The following is a 17,124-nucleotide window of genomic DNA, read 5'->3' as shown; positions in this document are numbered from 1 at the left end:
CATTTATCGGTACACTGTTGAGTTCTCAAACAACACACGTACATCCGTCATGAACCGCGTTGAGGCGGATCAATCAAGAGACGCCAGTTGGTTTACTGCTTTGGTTGGATATCCGTCACTCCCTGCTTGGGAGGCTTTGACAGCCCCACTTGGGAGGAGAACCGGAACCCTGCGCCGCAACACTGTATCTGGTCCGCTTCGCGATGTCAACTCGCTTGGCCCAGTTCGCTGCTAGCCACTGAAGTGTATCACTGGCTTGCGGTGTGCGTCGTCCGGGTCTGGCTCGTTAGTTCCGGGCCCGTCCGCCGCTCTGTGCGACGAGGAGAAAGTTAGCGAGTCTGCGCATGCAATGTCAAATCGGCTGGTCAGAGGCGGTTTTTGCCGCGCGGGTCAGAGCAGCGGGAGCAGGGTGCGCAGTTCGTAGGGGGTCACCGAGCGTCGGTAGGCGTCCCACTCGTTGCGCTTGTTCCTGAGGAAGAAGTCGAAGACGTGTTCGCCGAGCGTCTCGGCGAGCAGTTCGGAGTTCTCCATCTCGGCGAGCGCCTCCCCGAGGTTCTGCGGCAACAGCTTGTAACCGGCCGCCCGGCGCTCGGCGTCGGTCAGCGACCACACGTCGTCCTCGGCCGCCGGCGGCAGCTCGTAGTTCTCCTGCACGCCCTTGAGCCCGGCCGCGAGGATCACGGCATAGGCCAGGTACGGGTTACAGGCCGAATCCAGGCTCCGGATCTCCACCCGGCGCGAGGACGCCTTGCCCGGCGAGTACATCGGCACCCGGACCAACGCGGACCTGTTGGCATGCCCCCAACACACCGCCGACGGCGCCTCACCCCCCGCGATCAGGCGTTTGTAGGAGTTGACCCACTGGTTGGTCACCGCGGAGATCTCCCCCGCGTGGCGCAGCAGGCCGGCGACGAACGCCTTGCCGGTCTTGGACAGCTCGTAGGGATCCTCGCTGTCGTAGAACGCGTTTCGATCGCCTTCGAACAGGCTCACGTGGGTGTGCATGCCCGACCCCGGTTGCAGGGAGAAGGGCTTTGGCATGAACGAGGCCCGCACGCCCTCGGTGATCGCGACTTCCTTTACCACATACCGGAAAGTCATCACGTTGTCGGCCATCGTGAGCGCGTCGGCGTAGCGCAGGTCGATCTCCTGCTGGCCGGGCGCGCCCTCGTGGTGGCTGAACTCGACCGAGATGCCCATCGCCTCGAGGGTCTCGATCGCGTGCCGGCGGAAGTGGGTCGCGATCGCGTGGCTGGCCTGGTCGAAGTACCCGCCGTTGTCCGCGGGCACCGGCTCTCTTCCGTCCTCGAAGACCTCGCTGAACAGGAAGAACTCGATCTCCGGATGCACATAGCAGGTGAACCCGGCCTCGCTGGCCCTGGCCAGGGCGCGGCGCAGCACGTGACGCGGATCGGCCCAGGACGCCGAGCCGTCGGGCATCGCGATGTCGCAGAACATCCTGGCCGCGTAGTGATGGCCCTCGGGGTTCTCCCACGGCAGCACCTGGAACGTCGCCGGATCGGGCCGGGCGACCATGTCCGACTCGGACACCCGCGCGAAGCCCTCGATCGCCGAGCCGTCGAAGCCGATGCCCTCGGCGAACGCGCCCTCCAGCTCGGCCGGCGCGACCGCGACCGACTTGAGGAAACCGAGCACGTCGGTGAACCAGAGCCGGACGAAGCGGATGTCCCGCTCCTCGAGGGTGCGGAGGACGAACTCCTGCTGACGGTCCATGACCGCAGCCTAGGTAGATCGTGTTAACGCCGTGTTTCGAGTCGACCAGGATCACGGTTCGGGCGAATCGCCAGCGACAACAGGGCGGCGATCACGCACAGTCCACCCGCGAACCACCAGGCCAGATCGTAGTTCCCGCGCAGGTCACGGACCATGCCGGCGCCGAACGCGGCGACCGCCGCGCCGATCTGGTGGGCGGCGAACACCCACCCGAACACGACCGGGCCACGTTCGCCGAACCGCTCACGACACAGCGCGACGGTCGGCGGCACGGTGGCGATCCAGTCCAGGCCGTAGAAGACGATGAACACCCACATGCTCGGCTCGGTCTCCGGCGCGAACAGCGCCGGCAGGATCATCAGCGACAGGCCGCGCAGCGTGTAGTACCCGGCGAGCAGCAGCCGGGGGTCGAACCGGTCGGTCAGCCAGCCGGACAGGATCGTGCCGGCGATGTCGAAGACCCCGATCAGCGCGAGCAGCGACGCGGCCGTGGTGTGCGGCATGCCGTGGTCGTGCGCGCCGGAGATGAAGTGGGTACCGATCAGGCCGCTCGTGGACGCGCCGCAGATCGCGAACCCGCCGGCGAGCAGCCAGAACGTCCTGGTGCGCGCCGCGTCGCGGAGTACCGAAAGCGCACGCAGCATGCTGTTGCCGGTGACCGTGACCGGTGCGGCGACCTGGTCGGACGCGGCGCCGTAGGCCGTGGTGCCGACGTCTGCCGGGTGATCGCGCAGCAGCAGGAGCACGACCGGCACGACGGCGAGCGCGGCGGCCGCGACGACCAGTGCCGGGGTGCGCCAGCCGTGGTCGGTCGCGAGCGTGGCGACCAGCGGGAGGAAGACCAGCTGGCCGGTGGCGCCCGCGGCCGTGAGCACGCCGCTGACCAGGCCGCGGTGGCGGACGAACCAGCGCCCGGTGACCGTGGCGACGAACGCCATCGACATCGAGCCGGTGCCGACGCCGACCAGTACGCCCCAGCACAGCAGCAGCTGCCAGCTGGCTGTCATGAAGACGGTGAGCCCGCTGCCGGCGGCCACCAGGACCAGCGCGCCGGCGACCACCCGGCGCATCCCGAGCCGGTCCATCAGCGCCGCGGCGAATGGGCTGATCAGGCCGAACAGCACCAGGTTGATCGACACCGCGGCCGAGATCGTCGCCCGCGACCAGCCGAACTCCGCGTGCAGCGGGTCGATCAGCACGCTGGGCACCGCGCGGAAGCCGGCCGCGCCGATCAGCGTGACGAAGGCCGCGCCGGCCACCCACCACGCCCAGTGAATCCCGCCGAGCCCCTGTCGCCGCGTCCGCGGCGCAACCTGTGTCACGGCGTCCAGCCTGCGGGAGCTGATCGGCACGCACGAGTGGCCTGATCGCCAATATATGAAAGAATCCGGCCATGCATGAGATCGCCGTGCTCGCCCTTGACCCGGTGATCGGCTACGACCTGGCCATCCCGCCGCAGATCTTCGGCGCGGCCGTGGCCGACGACGAGCCGCCGCGGTACCGCGTGCGGGTGTGCGGGCTCGACACCTCACCGGTTCGGGTGACTGCGGGCTACACGATCGTGCCTGATTTCGGTGCGGAGATCCTCGCCGAGGCGGACACGGTGATTGTTCCCGGCACCCGGCTCGCCGGGCCGCGCTACACCGGTGAACTGCCGGCCGAGGTGGCCGACGCGCTGGCCACGGTGCCCGGGCACGCGCGGATCATGTCGATCTGCACCGGCGCGTTCGTCCTCGGCGCGGCCGGTCTGCTCGACGGTCGCCCGGCGACCACTCACTGGGCGCAGGCCGAGGGCTTCCGTCGGTTGTACCCGAAGGTGTTGCTCGACGAGAACGTGTTGTTCGTCGACGACGGGCAGGTGCTCACCTCCGCCGGGCTCGGCGCGGGCGTCGACCTGTGCCTGCACGTGCTGCGCCGCGACCACGGCGCCGAGGTGGCGAACCGGGCGGCGCGCTACTGCGTGGTGCCGCCGTGGCGGGAGGGCGGTCAGTCGCAGTTCATCGACCGGCACGTGCCCGACGGCGGTACCGACGGCACCGCGCCGACCAGGGCATGGGCGCTGCACCACCTCGACCGCCCGCTCGAGCTCGCCGCGCTGGCCAGGCACGCGCGGATGAGCGTGCGCACGTTCTCCCGGCGGTTTCGCGCGGAGACCGGCCTGTCCCCCGGCTCCTGGCTCGCCCAGCAGCGGGTGCGGCTCGCGATGCACCTGCTCGAGTCGACCGACCTCGCCGTCGACGAGGTCGCCGCGCGGGCGGGTCTGGGCACCGGCGCGTCGCTGCGCCAGCACATGCGCGCGGCGCACGGCGTCTCGCCGCTGGCCTACCGCAAGACCTTCCGCGCCGGGTGAGGAGGATTTCCCGGACCGGGCATCGTTCTCAGCAAGGCGGTTCTACGATTCCCGCATGATGCGCCGGATCCTGCTCGCCGTGCTCGCGTGCGCGGCCGCGGCAGCCACCGCCTGTTCCTCCGACGAGCCGGCCGGCGATCTGCCGGCCGGGGCAGGACTGCTCGAAGACGCGTCGGCCACCACCGCGAAGATCGAGTCGGCGCACTTCACCCTGACGGTGAACGGCGAGGTGCCCGGGCTCGACGTACGCTCCGCCGAGGGCGATCTGACCCGTGAGGGCGATGGCGGCGCGGCGAAGGGCACGGTGTCGATGAACCTGCTCGGGCAGCTGTTCGAGGGCGAGTTCGTCCTGGTCGAGGACAAGGTGTGGATCAAGGGGCCGACCGGCGACCACCAGGAGCTGCCGGCCTCGATGGTGGCCAACCTCTACGACCCCGGCGCGATCCTCGACCCGGAGCGCGGGGTGGCCAAGGTGCTGGCCGAGGTGCAGGAACCGGTCACCGAGGGCGAAGAGGACATCGACGGGGACGCCACCTACCGGGTGAAGGGCAAGGTGGCCAAGGACGTCGTCGCCAGCCTGGTCCCCGGCATCGACTCGGACGTGGACATCACGTTCTGGGTGCTCAAGGACGGCGACCACCGGCCGGTGAAGGCCAGCGTCGCGGTCCCGGCCGACGGTGACCCGACCGTCGACGTGACCCTGACCGACGTCGGCAAGCAGGTCGACATCACGCCGCCGGTCTGATGACGACCGCCGAGACGACACCGGAGACGACCGAGCCCGCCGGTCGGGGGCGCTCGATCGCGATCGGCGCCGCCGGGCTCGCCGTGCTGCTCGGCGCGCTGGACACCTACGTCGTGGTCAGCGTGCTGCGGCAGATCATCGAAGACCTCCAGATCCCGCTGAACCGGCTCGAACGGGTGACCCCGATCGTGACCGGGTACCTGCTCGGCTACGTCGCCGCGATGCCGCTGCTCGGCCAGGCCTCCGACCGGTTCGGGCGCAAACCGCTGCTGCAGCTGTGCCTGGTGGGCTTCCTCGCCGGCTCGGTGGTCACCGCGATCGCCGACGACCTGTTCGTCCTGGTGGCCGGCCGGGTGATCCAGGGCGTGGCCAGCGGCGCGCTGCTGCCGGTGACCATGGCGCTGGTCGCCGACCTGTGGGCGGTCCACCGCCGGTCGGCCGTGCTGGGCGCGGTCGGCGCCGCCCAGGAGCTCGGCTCGGTGCTCGGCCCGCTCTACGGCATCGCGATCGCGGCGGTGGCCGGCTGGCGCGGGGTGTTCTGGGTGAACGTGCCGCTGGCGGTGCTGGCGATGGTCGCGGTGCACTTCACCGTGCCGTCGGTGCGCAGAGCGGCGAAGACCTCGGTCGACGTCGTCGGCGCCGCGCTGCTCACGGTGGTGCTCGGGCTCGCGGTGATCGGGCTGTACAACCCCGAGCCGCGCGAGCGGGTGCTGCCGCCGTGGGGTGTGCCGATGCTGATCGGCGCGGCCGTGGCGCTGGTGTGCTTCGTGGTGTGGGAGAACCGGTCGCGGACCAAGCTGATCGACACCAGCGGGGTGGCGCTGCGGCCGTTCTTCGCCGCGCTCGGCGCGAGCCTCGCCGCGGGCGCGGCGCTGATGGTGACACTGGTGAACGTCGACCTGTTCGCCCAGACGCTGCTCGGCAAGGACGACACCGGCAGCGTGCTGCTGCTGGTGCGGTTCCTGGTCGCGCTGCCGGTCGGCGCGCTGGCCGGTGGCTGGCTGGCCGCGCGGTTCGGGGACCGGTTGCCGGCGGTGGTCGGCATGCTGCTGGCGGCGGGTGGCTTCCTGCTGATCTCGGGGTGGCCGGTGGACGTGCTGGCCGCGCGTCACGACCTCGGGCTGTTCGCGTTGCCACGCCTGGATGTCGACCTGGCGGTGACCGGTCTCGGGCTCGGGCTGGTGATCGCCCCGCTGTCGGCGGCCGCGCTGCGGGTGGTGCCGACCGTGCAGCACGGGGTGGCCGCTGCGGGTGTGGTGGTCGCGCGGATGACCGGGATGCTGGTCGGGGTGGCCGCGCTGGCGGCGTGGGGCCTGCACCGGTTCCACTCGCTGACCGCCGACCTGAACACGCCGCTGCCGTTCGGCAAGTCACCGGAGCAGGCGGAGGAGGAGCTCGCGGCCTACCGGGCGGCGGTGAACGACGCGCTGCTCGCCCAGTACACCGAGATCTTCCTGATCACCTCGGTCGTCTGCCTGGCCGGCGCGGTCATGGCCTTCTTCGTCACCGCTCGCCGGCGCGGCTGACCGGTGGTCGTCTTACTGCTGATCGCCGGTGGGCTGGCCACCCCGGTGACCGGGCTGCTGATCCGCCCGGACACCTACGGCGCCCGGCACGGCCTGCAGATGTTCACCGACATCGGCCAGTTCGCCTGGTACGGCTACCTCGTCGTGTCCGTCGCGATGGTGGCCTTCGGGGCGGCCGGGGTCCGGGCCGCCACCACGACCGGCCGGCGGCGTGCCCGGGGCGCGGCCGGTGGTCTGCGCACGCTCACGGTCGTGTTCGGCGCGATCCACGTCGTGGTCGTCGCGCGCGGCATGAACTACGGCGAGGGCCGCCCGCTGCTCGCGGCGGTGGCCGCGGTCGTCTGTGCGGCGGCGGTGTTCGCGCTGGTCACCGCCCGCGCGCGGCTGCGGAGTCAACTGCCCCGAATGCCTCATTCAGGACGGTGAACGTCGCCAATGCCTCATTCAGGGCATTGTTCCGGCGCCGCTAGGCCTGGCAGCGGGTGCCCTCCTCGGGCAGGGTGCCGTCGACCAGGTAGGCGACGCCGGCGTCGTCAACGCAGGCGTTGCCCTGCAGGAAGACCGTGTGCTGGGTGGCCTCGAAGGTCAGCAGCGCGCCGCCGAGCGCCTCGGCCAGCGCCACCCCGGCCTGGTACGGGGTGGCCGGGTCGCCGGTGGTCGAGATGACCAGCACCGGCGGGATGCCGTCGACCTTGGGCAGGTGGGGCTGGCTGGTGTTGGGCACCGGCCAGAAGGCGCAGCTGTCCCTGGCCGCGCTCGGCGGGTTGCCGTCGTCCAGGAACGGGGCGGCCTCCTTGTAGCGCCTGCTGACCTCGCGGACCTTGGCCGGGTCGGTCACCCGGGGGTCGTCGACGCAGCGGATGGCGACGAACGCGTCCTGGGTGGTGGTGTAGGTGCCGTCCCGGTCGCGCTCCAGGTACAGGTCGGCCAGCGACATCAGCGTCGCGCCCTCGTGCTGGCGCAGCTCGTTGAGGCCGGTCTGCAGGTGCTCCCACAGCTGCTCGGAGTACAGCGCCTGGACCGTGCCGGTCGTGGCGTCCTCGTAGGACAGCGGGCGGCCGTCTGCCAGGTCGATCGGGTTGTCCGCGAGCGGGCGGACCAGCGCCTGGTAGTCGGCGTTCGCGGTGGCCGCCGAGTCGAACGGGCAGTCCTCGCGCTCCAGGCACCAGGCGACGAAGTCGTCGAACGCCTCCTGGAAGCCCTTGCCCTGGGCGACGACCTCCTCCACCGCGTCCTTGGTCGGGTCGACGGCACCGTCCAGGACCATGGCCCGCACGCTGCGCGGGAAGGTCTCCGCGTAGGTGCTGCCGATCCGGGTGCCGTAGGAGTAGCCGAGGTAGGTGAGCTGCTCGTCGCCCAGCGCGGAGCGCAGCACGTCCATGTCCTTGACCACGTCGCGAGAGCCGAGGTTGGCGAGCATGTCGGCGCCGAACTCCGTGCGCTGGACGCACTTGGCCGCGTAGTCCTGGTTCTCCCGCTCCGCCGCGGCCACCCCCGGCCCGGACGCGTCGAGCTCGGAGTCGTCCGCCCGGTCGTCGTCGCGCTCCTCGCCGGTGACGCAGCTGATCGTCGGCTCGCTCGAGCCGACCCCGCGCGGGTCGAAGCCGACGAAGTCGAACCTGGCGGCCAGGTCCTCGTTCTCCGCGGCGAGCGCGGCGGCCGTGGACAGCCCGGCCACCCCCGGCCCACCGGGGTTGATCACCAGGGAGCCGACGCGGTCGTCCTGCTCGGTGGCCGGCCTGCGCAGCACGCCGATGCGGATGGTCTCGCCATCGGGTTTCGCGTAGTCCAGCGGCACGGTCAGCCGGGTGCACTCGACCTCGGGGGCCGCGAGCGGCTGGGCGTCGAACTCGCCGGTGGCGTAGTCCCCACAGCCTTCCCAGGTCAGCGCCTGGCCGTAGAACTCGGCCAGGTCCGCCGGCACCTCGCCGGCCGGCCCGCCGCGCTCCTCGTAGGGCAGGTCGGGCGCGGAGGATCCGTCGACCGTCGACGTGCAGCCGGCCGCCACGAGGACGAGCATCGTGCTGAGCTTCGTGACGGTGGACAGGCGCGAACGGCGGTGCGAACGGGTGTGAGAACGGGTCACGGACCGATCCTGCCATCGACACGTGAATAGGCTGTGTTGGTTGACCAGGAACCACGCGCCGCTCCGCACCGTTACCGTGCAGGACGGTTGTGCGAACGAGCGAGGAGGTGAGCGTCGGTGGCGGCGTTCATGCGACGGGTCAAGGACCGGTTCAGCCGGCTCCTGGATCGTCCGGCCACCGTCGATCTCTCCCGATATCAGGAGCTGCTGAAAAGCATCGACTGGCGTGAGACGAAGCTCGAGAAGCTGTCCGACGAGGAGCTGACCGAGGCGGCCACGGAGCTGCGGGAGAAGGTGGCCGGCGAGGACTTCGACGAGAAGACGCTGGCCGAGCTGGGTGCGCTCGGCCGGGAGGCGGCCCGCCGCGCGCTGGACGAGCGGCCATACGACGTGCAGTTGCTCGGTGTGATGCAGCTGCTCGCCGGGCACGTGGTCGAGATGGCCACCGGTGAGGGCAAGACGCTCGCCGGGGCACTGGCCGCGGCCGGGTACGCGCTGCGCGGCCTGCCGGTGCACGTCATGTCGGTCAACGACTACCTGGCGCGGCGCGACGCGGAGTGGATGGGCCCGATCTACCGGCTGCTCGGCGTGTCGGTCGCCTGGGTGTCGCAGACCTCGACGCCCGAGGAGCGGCGCGCGGCCTACGCCGCGGACGTCACCTACGGCTCGGTCAGCGAGATCGGCTTCGACGTGCTGCGCGACCGGCTGGGCACCGACATCACCGAGATGGTCGGGCGCGAGCCGGGCGTGGTGCTGGTCGACGAGGCCGACTCGGTGCTGATCGACGAGGCGAAGGTGCCGCTGGTGCTCGCCGGCTCGTCGGCCGAGGCGGAGACCGACCCCGAGGTCGCCAAGATCGTCCGCGCGCTGCGGCCCGGCGCGCACTACCAGCGCGACGAGGACGGCCGCAACGCCTGGCTCACCTCCCGGGGCGCGAAGGCCGTGGAGAAGGCGCTGGGCGACATCGACCTGTACTCCGGCGAGCACAGCGACCGGCTGGCCGCGGTGAACGCCGCGCTGCACGCGCACGCGCTGCTCGAGCGGGACGTCGACTACATCGTCCGCGACGGCAAGGTGCACCTGATCAACAGCTCCCGCGGCCGGATCGCGCTGCGCCAGCGCTGGCCGGACGGGCTGCAGGCCGCGGTCGAGGCCAAGGAGCGGCTGCGCCCGACCGAGAGCGGTGAGGTGCTCGACTCGATCAGCGTGCAGGGGCTGATCGGCCGGTATCCGAGGGTGTGCGGGATGACCGGCACCGCGGTGGCCGTCGCCGAGCAGTTGCGCGAGTTCTACGAGCTGCGGGTGGCGGTGATCCCGCCGAACACCCCGTGTGTGCGCGAGGACCAGCCGGACCGGCTCTACGACACGGTGGAGTCGAAGGAGGAGGCGATCGTCGCCGAGATCGCCACCACCCACGAGACCGGCCGGCCGATCCTGATCGGCACCCGCGACGTCGCCGAGTCCGAGCGGCTGGCGAAGATGCTCGCCGAGGCCGAGGTCCCGTGCGTGGTGCTGAACGCGAAGAACGACGCCGAGGAGGCCGCGATCGTGGCCGAGGCCGGCGCGTACGGCGCGGTCACGGTGTCCACGCAGATGGCCGGCCGGGGTACCGACATCCGCCTTGGCGGCAAGGAGGGTGCCGACCAGGACGCCGACCACGACAAGGTCGCCGACCTCGGCGGGCTGCTGGTGATCGGCACCGGCCGCTACCAGTCCTCCCGGCTGGACGACCAGCTGCGCGGGCGGGCGGGCCGCCAAGGTGATCCCGGCGGCTCGGTGATGTTCGCCTCACTGGCCGACGACCAGGTCGTGCAGTACGCCCCGGACGCGACCGCGGGCGCCGAGCCCGACGACGACGGCAGGCTGACCGACCCGACGACCGAGCGGTTCATCGAGCACGCGCAGAAGGTGTCCGAGGGGGTGCAGCTGGAGATCCACCGCAACACCTGGCGGTACACCCGGCTGATCGAGCACCAGCGCAAGGTGCTGCTCGAACACCGCGACGAGCTGCTGACCACCGACCTGGCCGCGACCGAGCTGGCGTCGCTGTGCGCCGACCGGTGGACCGAGCTGTCCGACGAGTGGTCCGAGGACGTGCTGGAGCGGGCGGCGCGGCAGGTGATGCTCTACCACGTCGACGACCGGTGGACCGAGCACCTGGCCTTCCTGGCCGACGTCCGGGAGACCATCCACCTGCGGGCGCTGGCCAAGGAGACCCCGATCGACGAGTTCCACCGCACGGCGATCCCGGTGTTCCGCCGGATCCCCGACGAGATCGGTGAGCGGGCGGCGAAGACGTTCAAGACGGTGGAGATCACCGAGGACGGCGCCGGGCTGGCGGCCGCCGGGCTGCGGCGGCCGTCGTCGACGTGGACGTACATGATCCACGACAACCCGTTCGACACCGATGCCGAGCAGGCGCTGCAGCAGGTCCGGGCGATGATCAAGAAGGTCCGCGGCGGCGCTCGCCGATAGTCGCCCGGGGTTCGTCGCTGGTTTTTCGCCTATGAGGCGAAAACGTGCGAGGATGGCGGCATGGCTCAGCTACGCATCGCCTTGGCGCAGGTCAACGCGACCGTCGGGGATCTCGGTGGCAACGCCGACCTGGTCGCCTCCTGGACCAGGCAGGCACAGGACGCGGGCGCGCACGTGGTCGTCTTCCCGGAGATGGTGCTCACCGGCTACCCCGTCGAGGACCTCGCGCTGCGGGAGTCCTTCGCGACCGCGGCCACCCGGGCGCTGGCCGACCTGGCCCGGCGGTTGGCCGACGATGGATGCGGGGACGTCGCCGCCGTGGTCGGCTACCTCGACCGCGACGAGGTCGGCCCGCGCAACGCGGTCGCCGTGCTGCACGGCGGGCGGATCGTCGCCACGCAGTTCAAGCACCACCTGCCCAACTACGGGGTCTTCGACGAGCGGCGGTACTTCCGGCCGGGGCAGACGTTGGACATCGTGCGGGTGCACGGCGTGCACGTCGGCCTGGTGGTGTGCGAGGACATCTGGCAGGAGGGCGGGCCGATCGCCGCGTTGGGGGCCGCCGGCGTCGACCTCGTGGTCTCGCCCAACGCCTCCCCCTACGAGCGGGCCAAGGACGACACCCGGCTGCCGCTGGTCGCCCGGCGCGCGGCCGAGGCCGGGGCGCCGCTGGTCTATGTCAACCTGGTCGGCGGGCAGGACGACCTGGTCTTCGACGGGGACTCGATCGTCGTGGACGTGGACGGGAAACTGCTGGCCAGGGCGCCGCAGTTCGTGGAACACCTGACCGTGCTCGACCTGGACCTGCCCGGGGTGAAGTCGATCACCGATGGTCCGGTCGGCGAGTTCACCGTCACCAGGACCACGCTGGCTGACCAGCCGTTGCCGGCCTACGAGCCGACGCCCGCGCCGATCCTGGCCGAGCCGCTGGACGAGCTGGCCGAGATGTGGGCCGCGCTGGTGCTCGGGTTGCGGGACTACGCGCGGAAGAACGGCTTTCGCTCGGTCGTGCTCGGCCTGTCCGGTGGGATCGACTCGGCCGTGTGCGCGGCGCTGTCGGTGGACGCGTTGGGGGTGGAGAACGTCCACGGGGTCTCGATGCCGTCGGTGTACTCGTCGGAGCACTCGCGCTCGGACGCGCTAGATCTTGCCGAGCGGGTCGGGCTGCACTACCAGGTCCAGCCGATCGCCGACATGGTCTCGGTGTTCACCGCGCAGCTCGGGCTGACCGGGCTGGCCGAGGAGAACGTGCAGGCCCGCTGCCGGGGGGTGACGCTGATGGGGCTGTCCAACCAGCACGGCCATCTCGTGCTGGCGACCGGCAACAAGACCGAGCTCGCGGTCGGCTACTCCACCATCTACGGCGACGCGGTCGGCGGCTTCGCGCCGATCAAGGACGTGCCGAAGACGCTGGTCTGGGAGCTGGCCAGATGGCGCAACGCCCAGGGCGACGCGCCGATCCCGGAGAACTCGATCACCAAGCCGCCGTCGGCGGAGCTGGCGCCCGGGCAGCTGGACGCCGACTCGCTGCCCGACTACGAGGTGCTCGACCGGGTGCTGGACGACTACGTCGAGGGCGACCGGGGTTACGACGACCTGCTGGCCGCGGGCTTCCCGCCGGAGCTGATCGACCGGGTGCTGCGGATGGTCGACGCCGCGGAGTACAAGCGCCGCCAGTACCCGCCGGGCACGAAGATCACCTTCCGCGCGTTCGGCCGGGACCGCCGCCTCCCGATCACCAGCGCCTGGCGCGAGGGCCGCCCCTGACCACCTGCGATTGAAGGCGTCCTTCGCTGCGTTGGGCGCGGCGATGGGGCCCTTCACCGCGTTGGGGCGAAGGTGCGGCGGTAGGCCGACGGGGACGTGCGCATCGCTGACTGGAAGTGGTGGCGGAAGGTGACGGGTGCGTCGAAGCCGACCACCGCCGCGATCCGCTCGACGGGCATCGTCGTGGTCTCCAGCAGGGGCAGGCTCGCGCGCACCCGCTGGTCGATCAGCCAGCGGATCGGGCTGGTGCCGGCGCAGCGGGTGAAGTGGCGCAGGTAGGTCCTCGGCGACATGTGCGCGACCTTGGCCAGCCGGTCCACGGTGATCGGTTCGGCGAGGTGTTCGCGGGCCCACGCCATGCTGGCCGCGACCCGGTTGTCGTCCGGGTCGGCGGTCACCGGCGCCTCGATGTACTGGGCCTGCCCGCCCTCCCGGTGCGGCTGCACGACCAGCCGCCTGGCGACCGCGTTGACCACGGCCGCGCCGAAGTCCCGGCGCACGATGTGCAGCGACAGGTCCAGGCCCGCGGCGCACCCGGCGCTGGTCAGCACCGTGCCGTCGTCGACGTAGAGCGGCGCCGGGTCGACGTGCACCGCGGGGTAGCGGCGGCGCAGGCTCTCGGCGTAGCGCCAGTGGGTGGTGGCCCGCCGGCCGTCGAGCAGCCCGGCGGCGGCCAGTGCGAACGCGCCGGAGCAGATCGACACCAGTCGGGCGCCCCGCCGGTGGGCCAGGCGCAGCGCGGCCACCAGCTCCGGCGACGGCGGCTGGTCGATGTCGGCGACGCTGGGCACGATCACCGTGTCCGCGGCGGCCAGTGCGGCCAGGCCGTGCGGCGTGCTGAGCGTCGCGCCGCCGATCATCGCCACCGGCTCCGGGCGCTCGGTGCAGATCGTCAGCTCGTACCACTCGGCGTCCACGTCCGGCCAGACCAGGCCGAAGACCTCGGTGACGATGCCGGTCTCGAAGGCCGACATGCCGTCGTAGGCGAGGACGGACACGGTTTTCGGCATGGCGTAATCTTAGCGAAGAGTGTCTTTCACGCCACTCCCCTGGCCGGCCCGGCCGGCGCACGATGGCGCTATGAACTTCCTGCGCACGCTGAAGAACCTGGTCATCGACTTCGTCTACGGCATCGACGCCGGCAACGCCATCCGCCACGGGCGCACCCCCCGGTGCCAGCCGCCGCGCAAGGCCTGACAGCGGGGTTCGCGCGGCGTGTGAAGCTCGTCGCACCGACCCTCCCGACCGGCCCCGCGGTGCGACGCTGGATGGGTAAGCCATCCACGAACACCCGGGGACCCGCGTCGCGGGCCTCGAGGGAGGGACGGTCGACAATGACGTCAGCAGCAACCCCAGCCGGCTCCAGCGGCGAGGTAGCCGCCCCCTACGGCACCGGCCCTGGCGCCGCGCCGGCCAAGCCGGGCAAGCGGGTCCGCATCCATCACCTGCGGGAGCTCAAGGAGCGCGGCGAGCCGTGGCCCATGCTCACCGCGTACGACATGTACACCGCCCAGCTGTTCGACGAGGCCGGGATCCCGGTCCTGCTGGTCGGCGACTCCGCGTCGAACAACGTCTACGGCTACGAGTCCTCGCTGCCGGTCACGGTGGACGAGATGGTGCCGCTGGTGCGGGCGGTGACCAGGTCGGTGAAGCGCGCGCTCGTGGTCGCGGACCTGCCGTTCGGTTCCTACCAGCTCTCCCCGGAGCAGGCGTTGGCCACGTCGGTGCGGATGATGAAGGAAGGCCGGGCACACGCGGTCAAGCTCGAGGGCGGGCAGGCGTTCGCGCCCCACGTCCGGGCGATCACCCAGGCCGGAGTGCCCGTGATGGGCCACATCGGCTTCACCCCGCAGAGCGAGCACAACCTCGGCGGCTACCGGGTCCAGGGCCGGGGCGACGCGGCCGACGACCTGGTGGCCGACGCGGTCGCGCTGCAGGAGGCGGGCGCGTTCTCCGTGGTCATGGAGATGGTGCCGGCCGAGGCGGCCAAGCGGGTCACCCACGAGCTGGCGATCCCGACCATCGGCATCGGCGCCGGCCCGGACTGTGACGCCCAGGTGCTGGTCTGGCAGGACATGATGGGCCTGCGCCAGGGCCGGGCACCGCGGTTCGTGAAGCGCTACGCGGATCTGGCGAACGTGATGACCGGCGCGGTGGAGCAGTTCGCGGCCGAGGTACGCGGCCGGCAGTTCCCCGCTCCGGAGCACGTCTTCCACTGACCGCACCACATAAGTGGCCGCCCTGCCGGGGCGGCCACTTTTTTGTCTCCTGGTGTCGATCCACGCCGGTTTGGTCCGACGCATGGGCAGAAACCACACCACGGAGGCACACCATGAGCACGATCGTGATCGACACCTTCCTCACCCTCGACGGCGTCCTGGAGGCCCCCGGCGGGCCGGAGGAGAACGGCTCACCCGGCTTCAGCTACGGCGGCTGGCAGGTCCCGCTGTTCGACGACGCGATGGGCGAGTTCGTCGGCGAGGGGATGGCCAACACCGAAGGGCTGCTGCTTGGCCGGCGGACCTACGAGAGCTTCGCCGGGCACTGGCCCGCGCTCGCGGACGACCATCCGGACGCCGAGGCCGCCAAGGTCCTCAACGCCATTCCCAAGTACGTCGCCTCGCGCACGCTCACCTCGGTGGACTGGCAGAACTCCACCCTGCTCGGCGAGGACGTGCCGGCCGCGGTCGCCGAGCTGCGCGCCCGGCCGGGCGGCGAGCTGCACGTGATCGGCAGCGGCGACCTCGCCCAGACGCTGATCCGGCACGACCTGGTGGACGAGTACCGGCTGATGACCTTCCCGGTACTGCTCGGCGCCGGCAAGCGCCTGTTCGCCGACGGCACCGTGCCCACCGCGCTGACCCTCGTCGAGTCCCGCACCACCCCCGCCGGCGCCGTCATCTCCGTCTACCGGCCGGCCGGCGTGCCGACCTATGGCTCGTTCTAGCGGCTGCGGTCACGTCCGGCCAGGCGGGCCACCCTCGGCATGGGCCTTCAGCCGCCCGAGGGTGGTGGCGATGTTGGCGGTGTTGGTGCCGGCCCGGTCCGGGCGGCCGGTGATGAGGATGGCGAACGGGACGAACCAGCGAGGCATCCGCAGCCAGTTCGTCACGGTGACCCGGCAGCCGTCGCCGTCGGGGGTGATGTCGTACTCCCAGCTGGAGATGGGCACCAGGAACGGGGTGCGCACCCGGTAGGCGAACCGGCGGCCGGGGTCGGCGGCGGTGATCATCGCGTGGGTGATCCAGCGGCGCCAGCCGTTGCGGTTGGTGCCGGCGAACCAGGCGCCGACCTCGGCGCCGCGCGCGCCGCGCAGCCAGCGCACCCGGTAGCACTCCTCGGCGAACCCGACCATCGCCACCGGGTCGCTGACCAGGCGGTACACCTCGGCGGGCGGGGCGTCGACGGTCAGCTCGCCCTCGGCGAGCGGTCGGCCGATGGCCTGGGTGTAGGCCACCTTGGACGGTAGGTTCAGCACCGCGCACCTCCGGGCTACGCGCGATCGGGTGGCACGTCCCAGCCGGACAGGTCGGGCCCCTGCGGGACGATCCTGGTCGGATTGATCGCGTCGTGGGTGCCGTAATAGTGCCGCTTGATCTGGTCGAAGTCGACGGTGTCGCCGAAACCGGGCGTCTGGTACAGGTCGCGCGCGTAGGCCCAGAGCACCGGCAGCTCGGTCAGCTTGTGCCGGTTGCACTTGAAGTGTCCGTGGTAGACCGCGTCGAACCGGACCAGCGTGGTGAACAGCCGGACGTCGGCCTCGGTGATCGCGTCGCCGAGCAGGTAGCGCCGGCTCGCCAGCCGTTCGGACAGCCGGTCCAGTTCGGCGAACAGCGCCGCGAACGCCTCGTCGTAGGCCTGTTGGGAGGAGGCGAACCCACAGCGGTACACGCCGTTGTTGACGTTGCGGAAGATCGGCTCCAGCACCGCGTCGATCTCCGCGCGTCGCTCGACCGGATACAGGTCGGGCGCGCCGGGGCGGTGGAACGCCCGCCACTCGGTCGACAGGTCGAGGGAGATCCTCGGGTAGTCGTTGCTGACCACCTCGCCGGTCTTGATGTCCACAATGGACGGAACGGTGACCCGGCCGGTGAACTCGGGGTCGGTCCTGCGGTAGGCCTCGGACAGGTACTCGATGCCGAGCACCGGGTCACGCCCGCCGTCGTCCAGCGTGAACCGCCAGCCCCGCTCGTCGCGGATCGGGTCGACCACGGCCAGCGAGATCGCGTCCTCAAGGCCAAGCAGGCGGCGCACGATGATCGAGCGGTGCGCCCACGGACAGGCCAGGCTCACGACCAGCCGGTACCGGCCAGGCTCGGCTCGCCCGCCGGACGAGCCGTCCGCGGTGATCCGGTCGGTGAACCGGTTCGCCTGGCGCACGAACTCGCCCGCGGTGGAGGTTTCCCTGCCGAACTGCGCGGTCGCCATACCTCGAGGCTAG

At 71.2% G+C, this 17,124-nt stretch carries 14 protein-coding genes; 8 read left to right on the top strand and 6 right to left on the bottom strand.

Going from position 1 to position 17,124, the window contains the following annotated elements; translation table 11 throughout:
- Positions 1-390: 390 nt before the first annotated feature.
- Together glnA and ACYVIP_RS19505 are read right to left on the bottom strand one after the other, a co-directional pair.
- Positions 391-1,734, bottom strand: coding sequence for a type I glutamate--ammonia ligase (gene glnA / locus ACYVIP_RS19510; protein ID WP_460398190.1), 1,344 nt, complete (start codon positions 1,732-1,734; stop codon positions 391-393).
- 23 nt (positions 1,735-1,757) lie between these two features.
- Positions 1,758-3,056 carry an MFS transporter gene (locus ACYVIP_RS19505; RefSeq protein WP_460398188.1) on the bottom strand — a complete coding sequence of 433 codons (1,299 nt, stop codon included), beginning with the start codon at positions 3,054-3,056 and terminating at the stop codon, positions 1,758-1,760.
- 71 nt (positions 3,057-3,127) lie between these two features.
- Between ACYVIP_RS19505 and ACYVIP_RS19500 the strand changes: the two genes are divergently transcribed.
- From ACYVIP_RS19500 to ACYVIP_RS19485, 4 genes are read left to right on the top strand one after another with little or no spacing between them, the layout of a single operon-like run.
- The gene (locus ACYVIP_RS19500; protein WP_460398186.1) at positions 3,128-4,084 is read left to right on the top strand and encodes a GlxA family transcriptional regulator; all 957 of its coding nucleotides are present in this window, start codon (positions 3,128-3,130) and stop codon (positions 4,082-4,084) included.
- Positions 4,085-4,139: 55 nt separating this feature from the next.
- A complete protein-coding gene (locus ACYVIP_RS19495; protein ID WP_460398184.1) occupies positions 4,140-4,829 on the top strand; it encodes an LppX_LprAFG lipoprotein in 690 nt (229 codons plus the stop codon).
- On the top strand, positions 4,829-6,355 hold the full coding sequence (locus ACYVIP_RS19490; protein ID WP_460398182.1) for an MFS transporter: 1,527 nt from the start codon (positions 4,829-4,831) through the stop codon (positions 6,353-6,355). Before ACYVIP_RS19495 ends, ACYVIP_RS19490 begins: the two co-directional genes overlap by 1 nt.
- 3 nt (positions 6,356-6,358) lie before the next feature.
- Positions 6,359-6,781: a hypothetical protein gene (locus ACYVIP_RS19485; RefSeq protein ID WP_460398180.1), complete on the top strand. Its 423-nt coding sequence runs from the start codon at positions 6,359-6,361 to the stop codon at positions 6,779-6,781.
- A gap of 40 nt (positions 6,782-6,821) precedes the next feature.
- Here the strand turns inward: ACYVIP_RS19485 and ACYVIP_RS19480 are convergent, their stop codons facing one another.
- Positions 6,822-8,375 (bottom strand): alpha/beta hydrolase, encoded by a 1,554-nt coding sequence (locus ACYVIP_RS19480; RefSeq protein ID WP_460398178.1) that lies wholly within the window; start codon positions 8,373-8,375, stop codon positions 6,822-6,824.
- Positions 8,376-8,570: 195 nt separating this feature from the next.
- On the opposite strand from ACYVIP_RS19480, the gene secA2 reads away from it, so the two are divergent.
- Positions 8,571-10,916, top strand: coding sequence for an accessory Sec system translocase SecA2 (secA2, locus tag ACYVIP_RS19475; protein WP_460398252.1), 2,346 nt, complete (start codon positions 8,571-8,573; stop codon positions 10,914-10,916).
- 60 nt (positions 10,917-10,976) lie between these two features.
- Positions 10,977-12,683 carry an NAD+ synthase gene (locus ACYVIP_RS19470; protein WP_460398176.1) on the top strand — a complete coding sequence of 569 codons (1,707 nt, stop codon included), beginning with the start codon at positions 10,977-10,979 and terminating at the stop codon, positions 12,681-12,683.
- A 53-nt stretch (positions 12,684-12,736) separates the two neighbouring features.
- On the opposite strand, the gene ACYVIP_RS19465 is transcribed toward ACYVIP_RS19470, so the two are convergent.
- The gene (locus tag ACYVIP_RS19465; RefSeq protein WP_460398174.1) at positions 12,737-13,693 is read right to left on the bottom strand and encodes a helix-turn-helix domain-containing protein; all 957 of its coding nucleotides are present in this window, start codon (positions 13,691-13,693) and stop codon (positions 12,737-12,739) included.
- A gap of 324 nt (positions 13,694-14,017) precedes the next feature.
- Between ACYVIP_RS19465 and panB the strand changes: the two genes are divergently transcribed.
- Both panB and ACYVIP_RS19455 read left to right on the top strand, forming a co-directional pair.
- Positions 14,018-14,902: a 3-methyl-2-oxobutanoate hydroxymethyltransferase gene (panB, locus tag ACYVIP_RS19460; RefSeq protein WP_460398172.1), complete on the top strand. Its 885-nt coding sequence runs from the start codon at positions 14,018-14,020 to the stop codon at positions 14,900-14,902.
- A gap of 113 nt (positions 14,903-15,015) precedes the next feature.
- Complete coding sequence (locus ACYVIP_RS19455; RefSeq protein ID WP_460398170.1) at positions 15,016-15,630, top strand: dihydrofolate reductase family protein; 615 nt, start codon at positions 15,016-15,018, stop codon at positions 15,628-15,630.
- Between the two features lie 9 nt (positions 15,631-15,639).
- On the opposite strand, the gene ACYVIP_RS19450 is transcribed toward ACYVIP_RS19455, so the two are convergent.
- Positions 15,640-16,161, bottom strand: coding sequence for an SRPBCC family protein (locus ACYVIP_RS19450; protein WP_460398168.1), 522 nt, complete (start codon positions 16,159-16,161; stop codon positions 15,640-15,642).
- Positions 16,162-16,175: 14 nt separating this feature from the next.
- Entirely contained in the window at positions 16,176-17,111 is a 936-nt protein-coding gene (locus ACYVIP_RS19445; protein ID WP_460398166.1) for a glutathione S-transferase family protein, read from the bottom strand.
- Positions 17,112-17,124 lie beyond the last annotated feature (13 nt).

This window comes from Actinophytocola sediminis, assembly GCF_054779715.1.
Note: the sequence above shows the minus strand (reverse complement) of the source record. Positions and strands in the feature narration are given on the sequence as shown.

What these genes read in the sequence shown, in the direction of transcription:
- glnA (WP_460398190.1), bottom strand. Translation starts at nt 1,734, where the DNA reads ATGGACCGTCAGCAGGAGTTCGTCCTCCGCACCCTCGAGGAGCGGGAC.
- ACYVIP_RS19500 (WP_460398186.1), top strand. Translation starts at nt 3,128, where the DNA reads ATGCATGAGATCGCCGTGCTCGCCCTTGACCCGGTGATCGGCTACGAC.
- ACYVIP_RS19495 (WP_460398184.1), top strand. Translation starts at nt 4,140, where the DNA reads ATGATGCGCCGGATCCTGCTCGCCGTGCTCGCGTGCGCGGCCGCGGCA.
- ACYVIP_RS19490 (WP_460398182.1), top strand. Translation starts at nt 4,829, where the DNA reads ATGACGACCGCCGAGACGACACCGGAGACGACCGAGCCCGCCGGTCGG.
- ACYVIP_RS19480 (WP_460398178.1), bottom strand. Translation starts at nt 8,375, where the DNA reads ATGCTCGTCCTCGTGGCGGCCGGCTGCACGTCGACGGTCGACGGATCC.
- secA2 (WP_460398252.1), top strand. Translation starts at nt 8,571, where the DNA reads ATGCGACGGGTCAAGGACCGGTTCAGCCGGCTCCTGGATCGTCCGGCC.
- ACYVIP_RS19470 (WP_460398176.1), top strand. Translation starts at nt 10,977, where the DNA reads ATGGCTCAGCTACGCATCGCCTTGGCGCAGGTCAACGCGACCGTCGGG.
- ACYVIP_RS19465 (WP_460398174.1), bottom strand. Translation starts at nt 13,693, where the DNA reads ATGCCGAAAACCGTGTCCGTCCTCGCCTACGACGGCATGTCGGCCTTC.
- panB (WP_460398172.1), top strand. Translation starts at nt 14,018, where the DNA reads ATGACGTCAGCAGCAACCCCAGCCGGCTCCAGCGGCGAGGTAGCCGCC.
- ACYVIP_RS19455 (WP_460398170.1), top strand. Translation starts at nt 15,016, where the DNA reads ATGAGCACGATCGTGATCGACACCTTCCTCACCCTCGACGGCGTCCTG.
- ACYVIP_RS19445 (WP_460398166.1), bottom strand. Translation starts at nt 17,111, where the DNA reads ATGGCGACCGCGCAGTTCGGCAGGGAAACCTCCACCGCGGGCGAGTTC.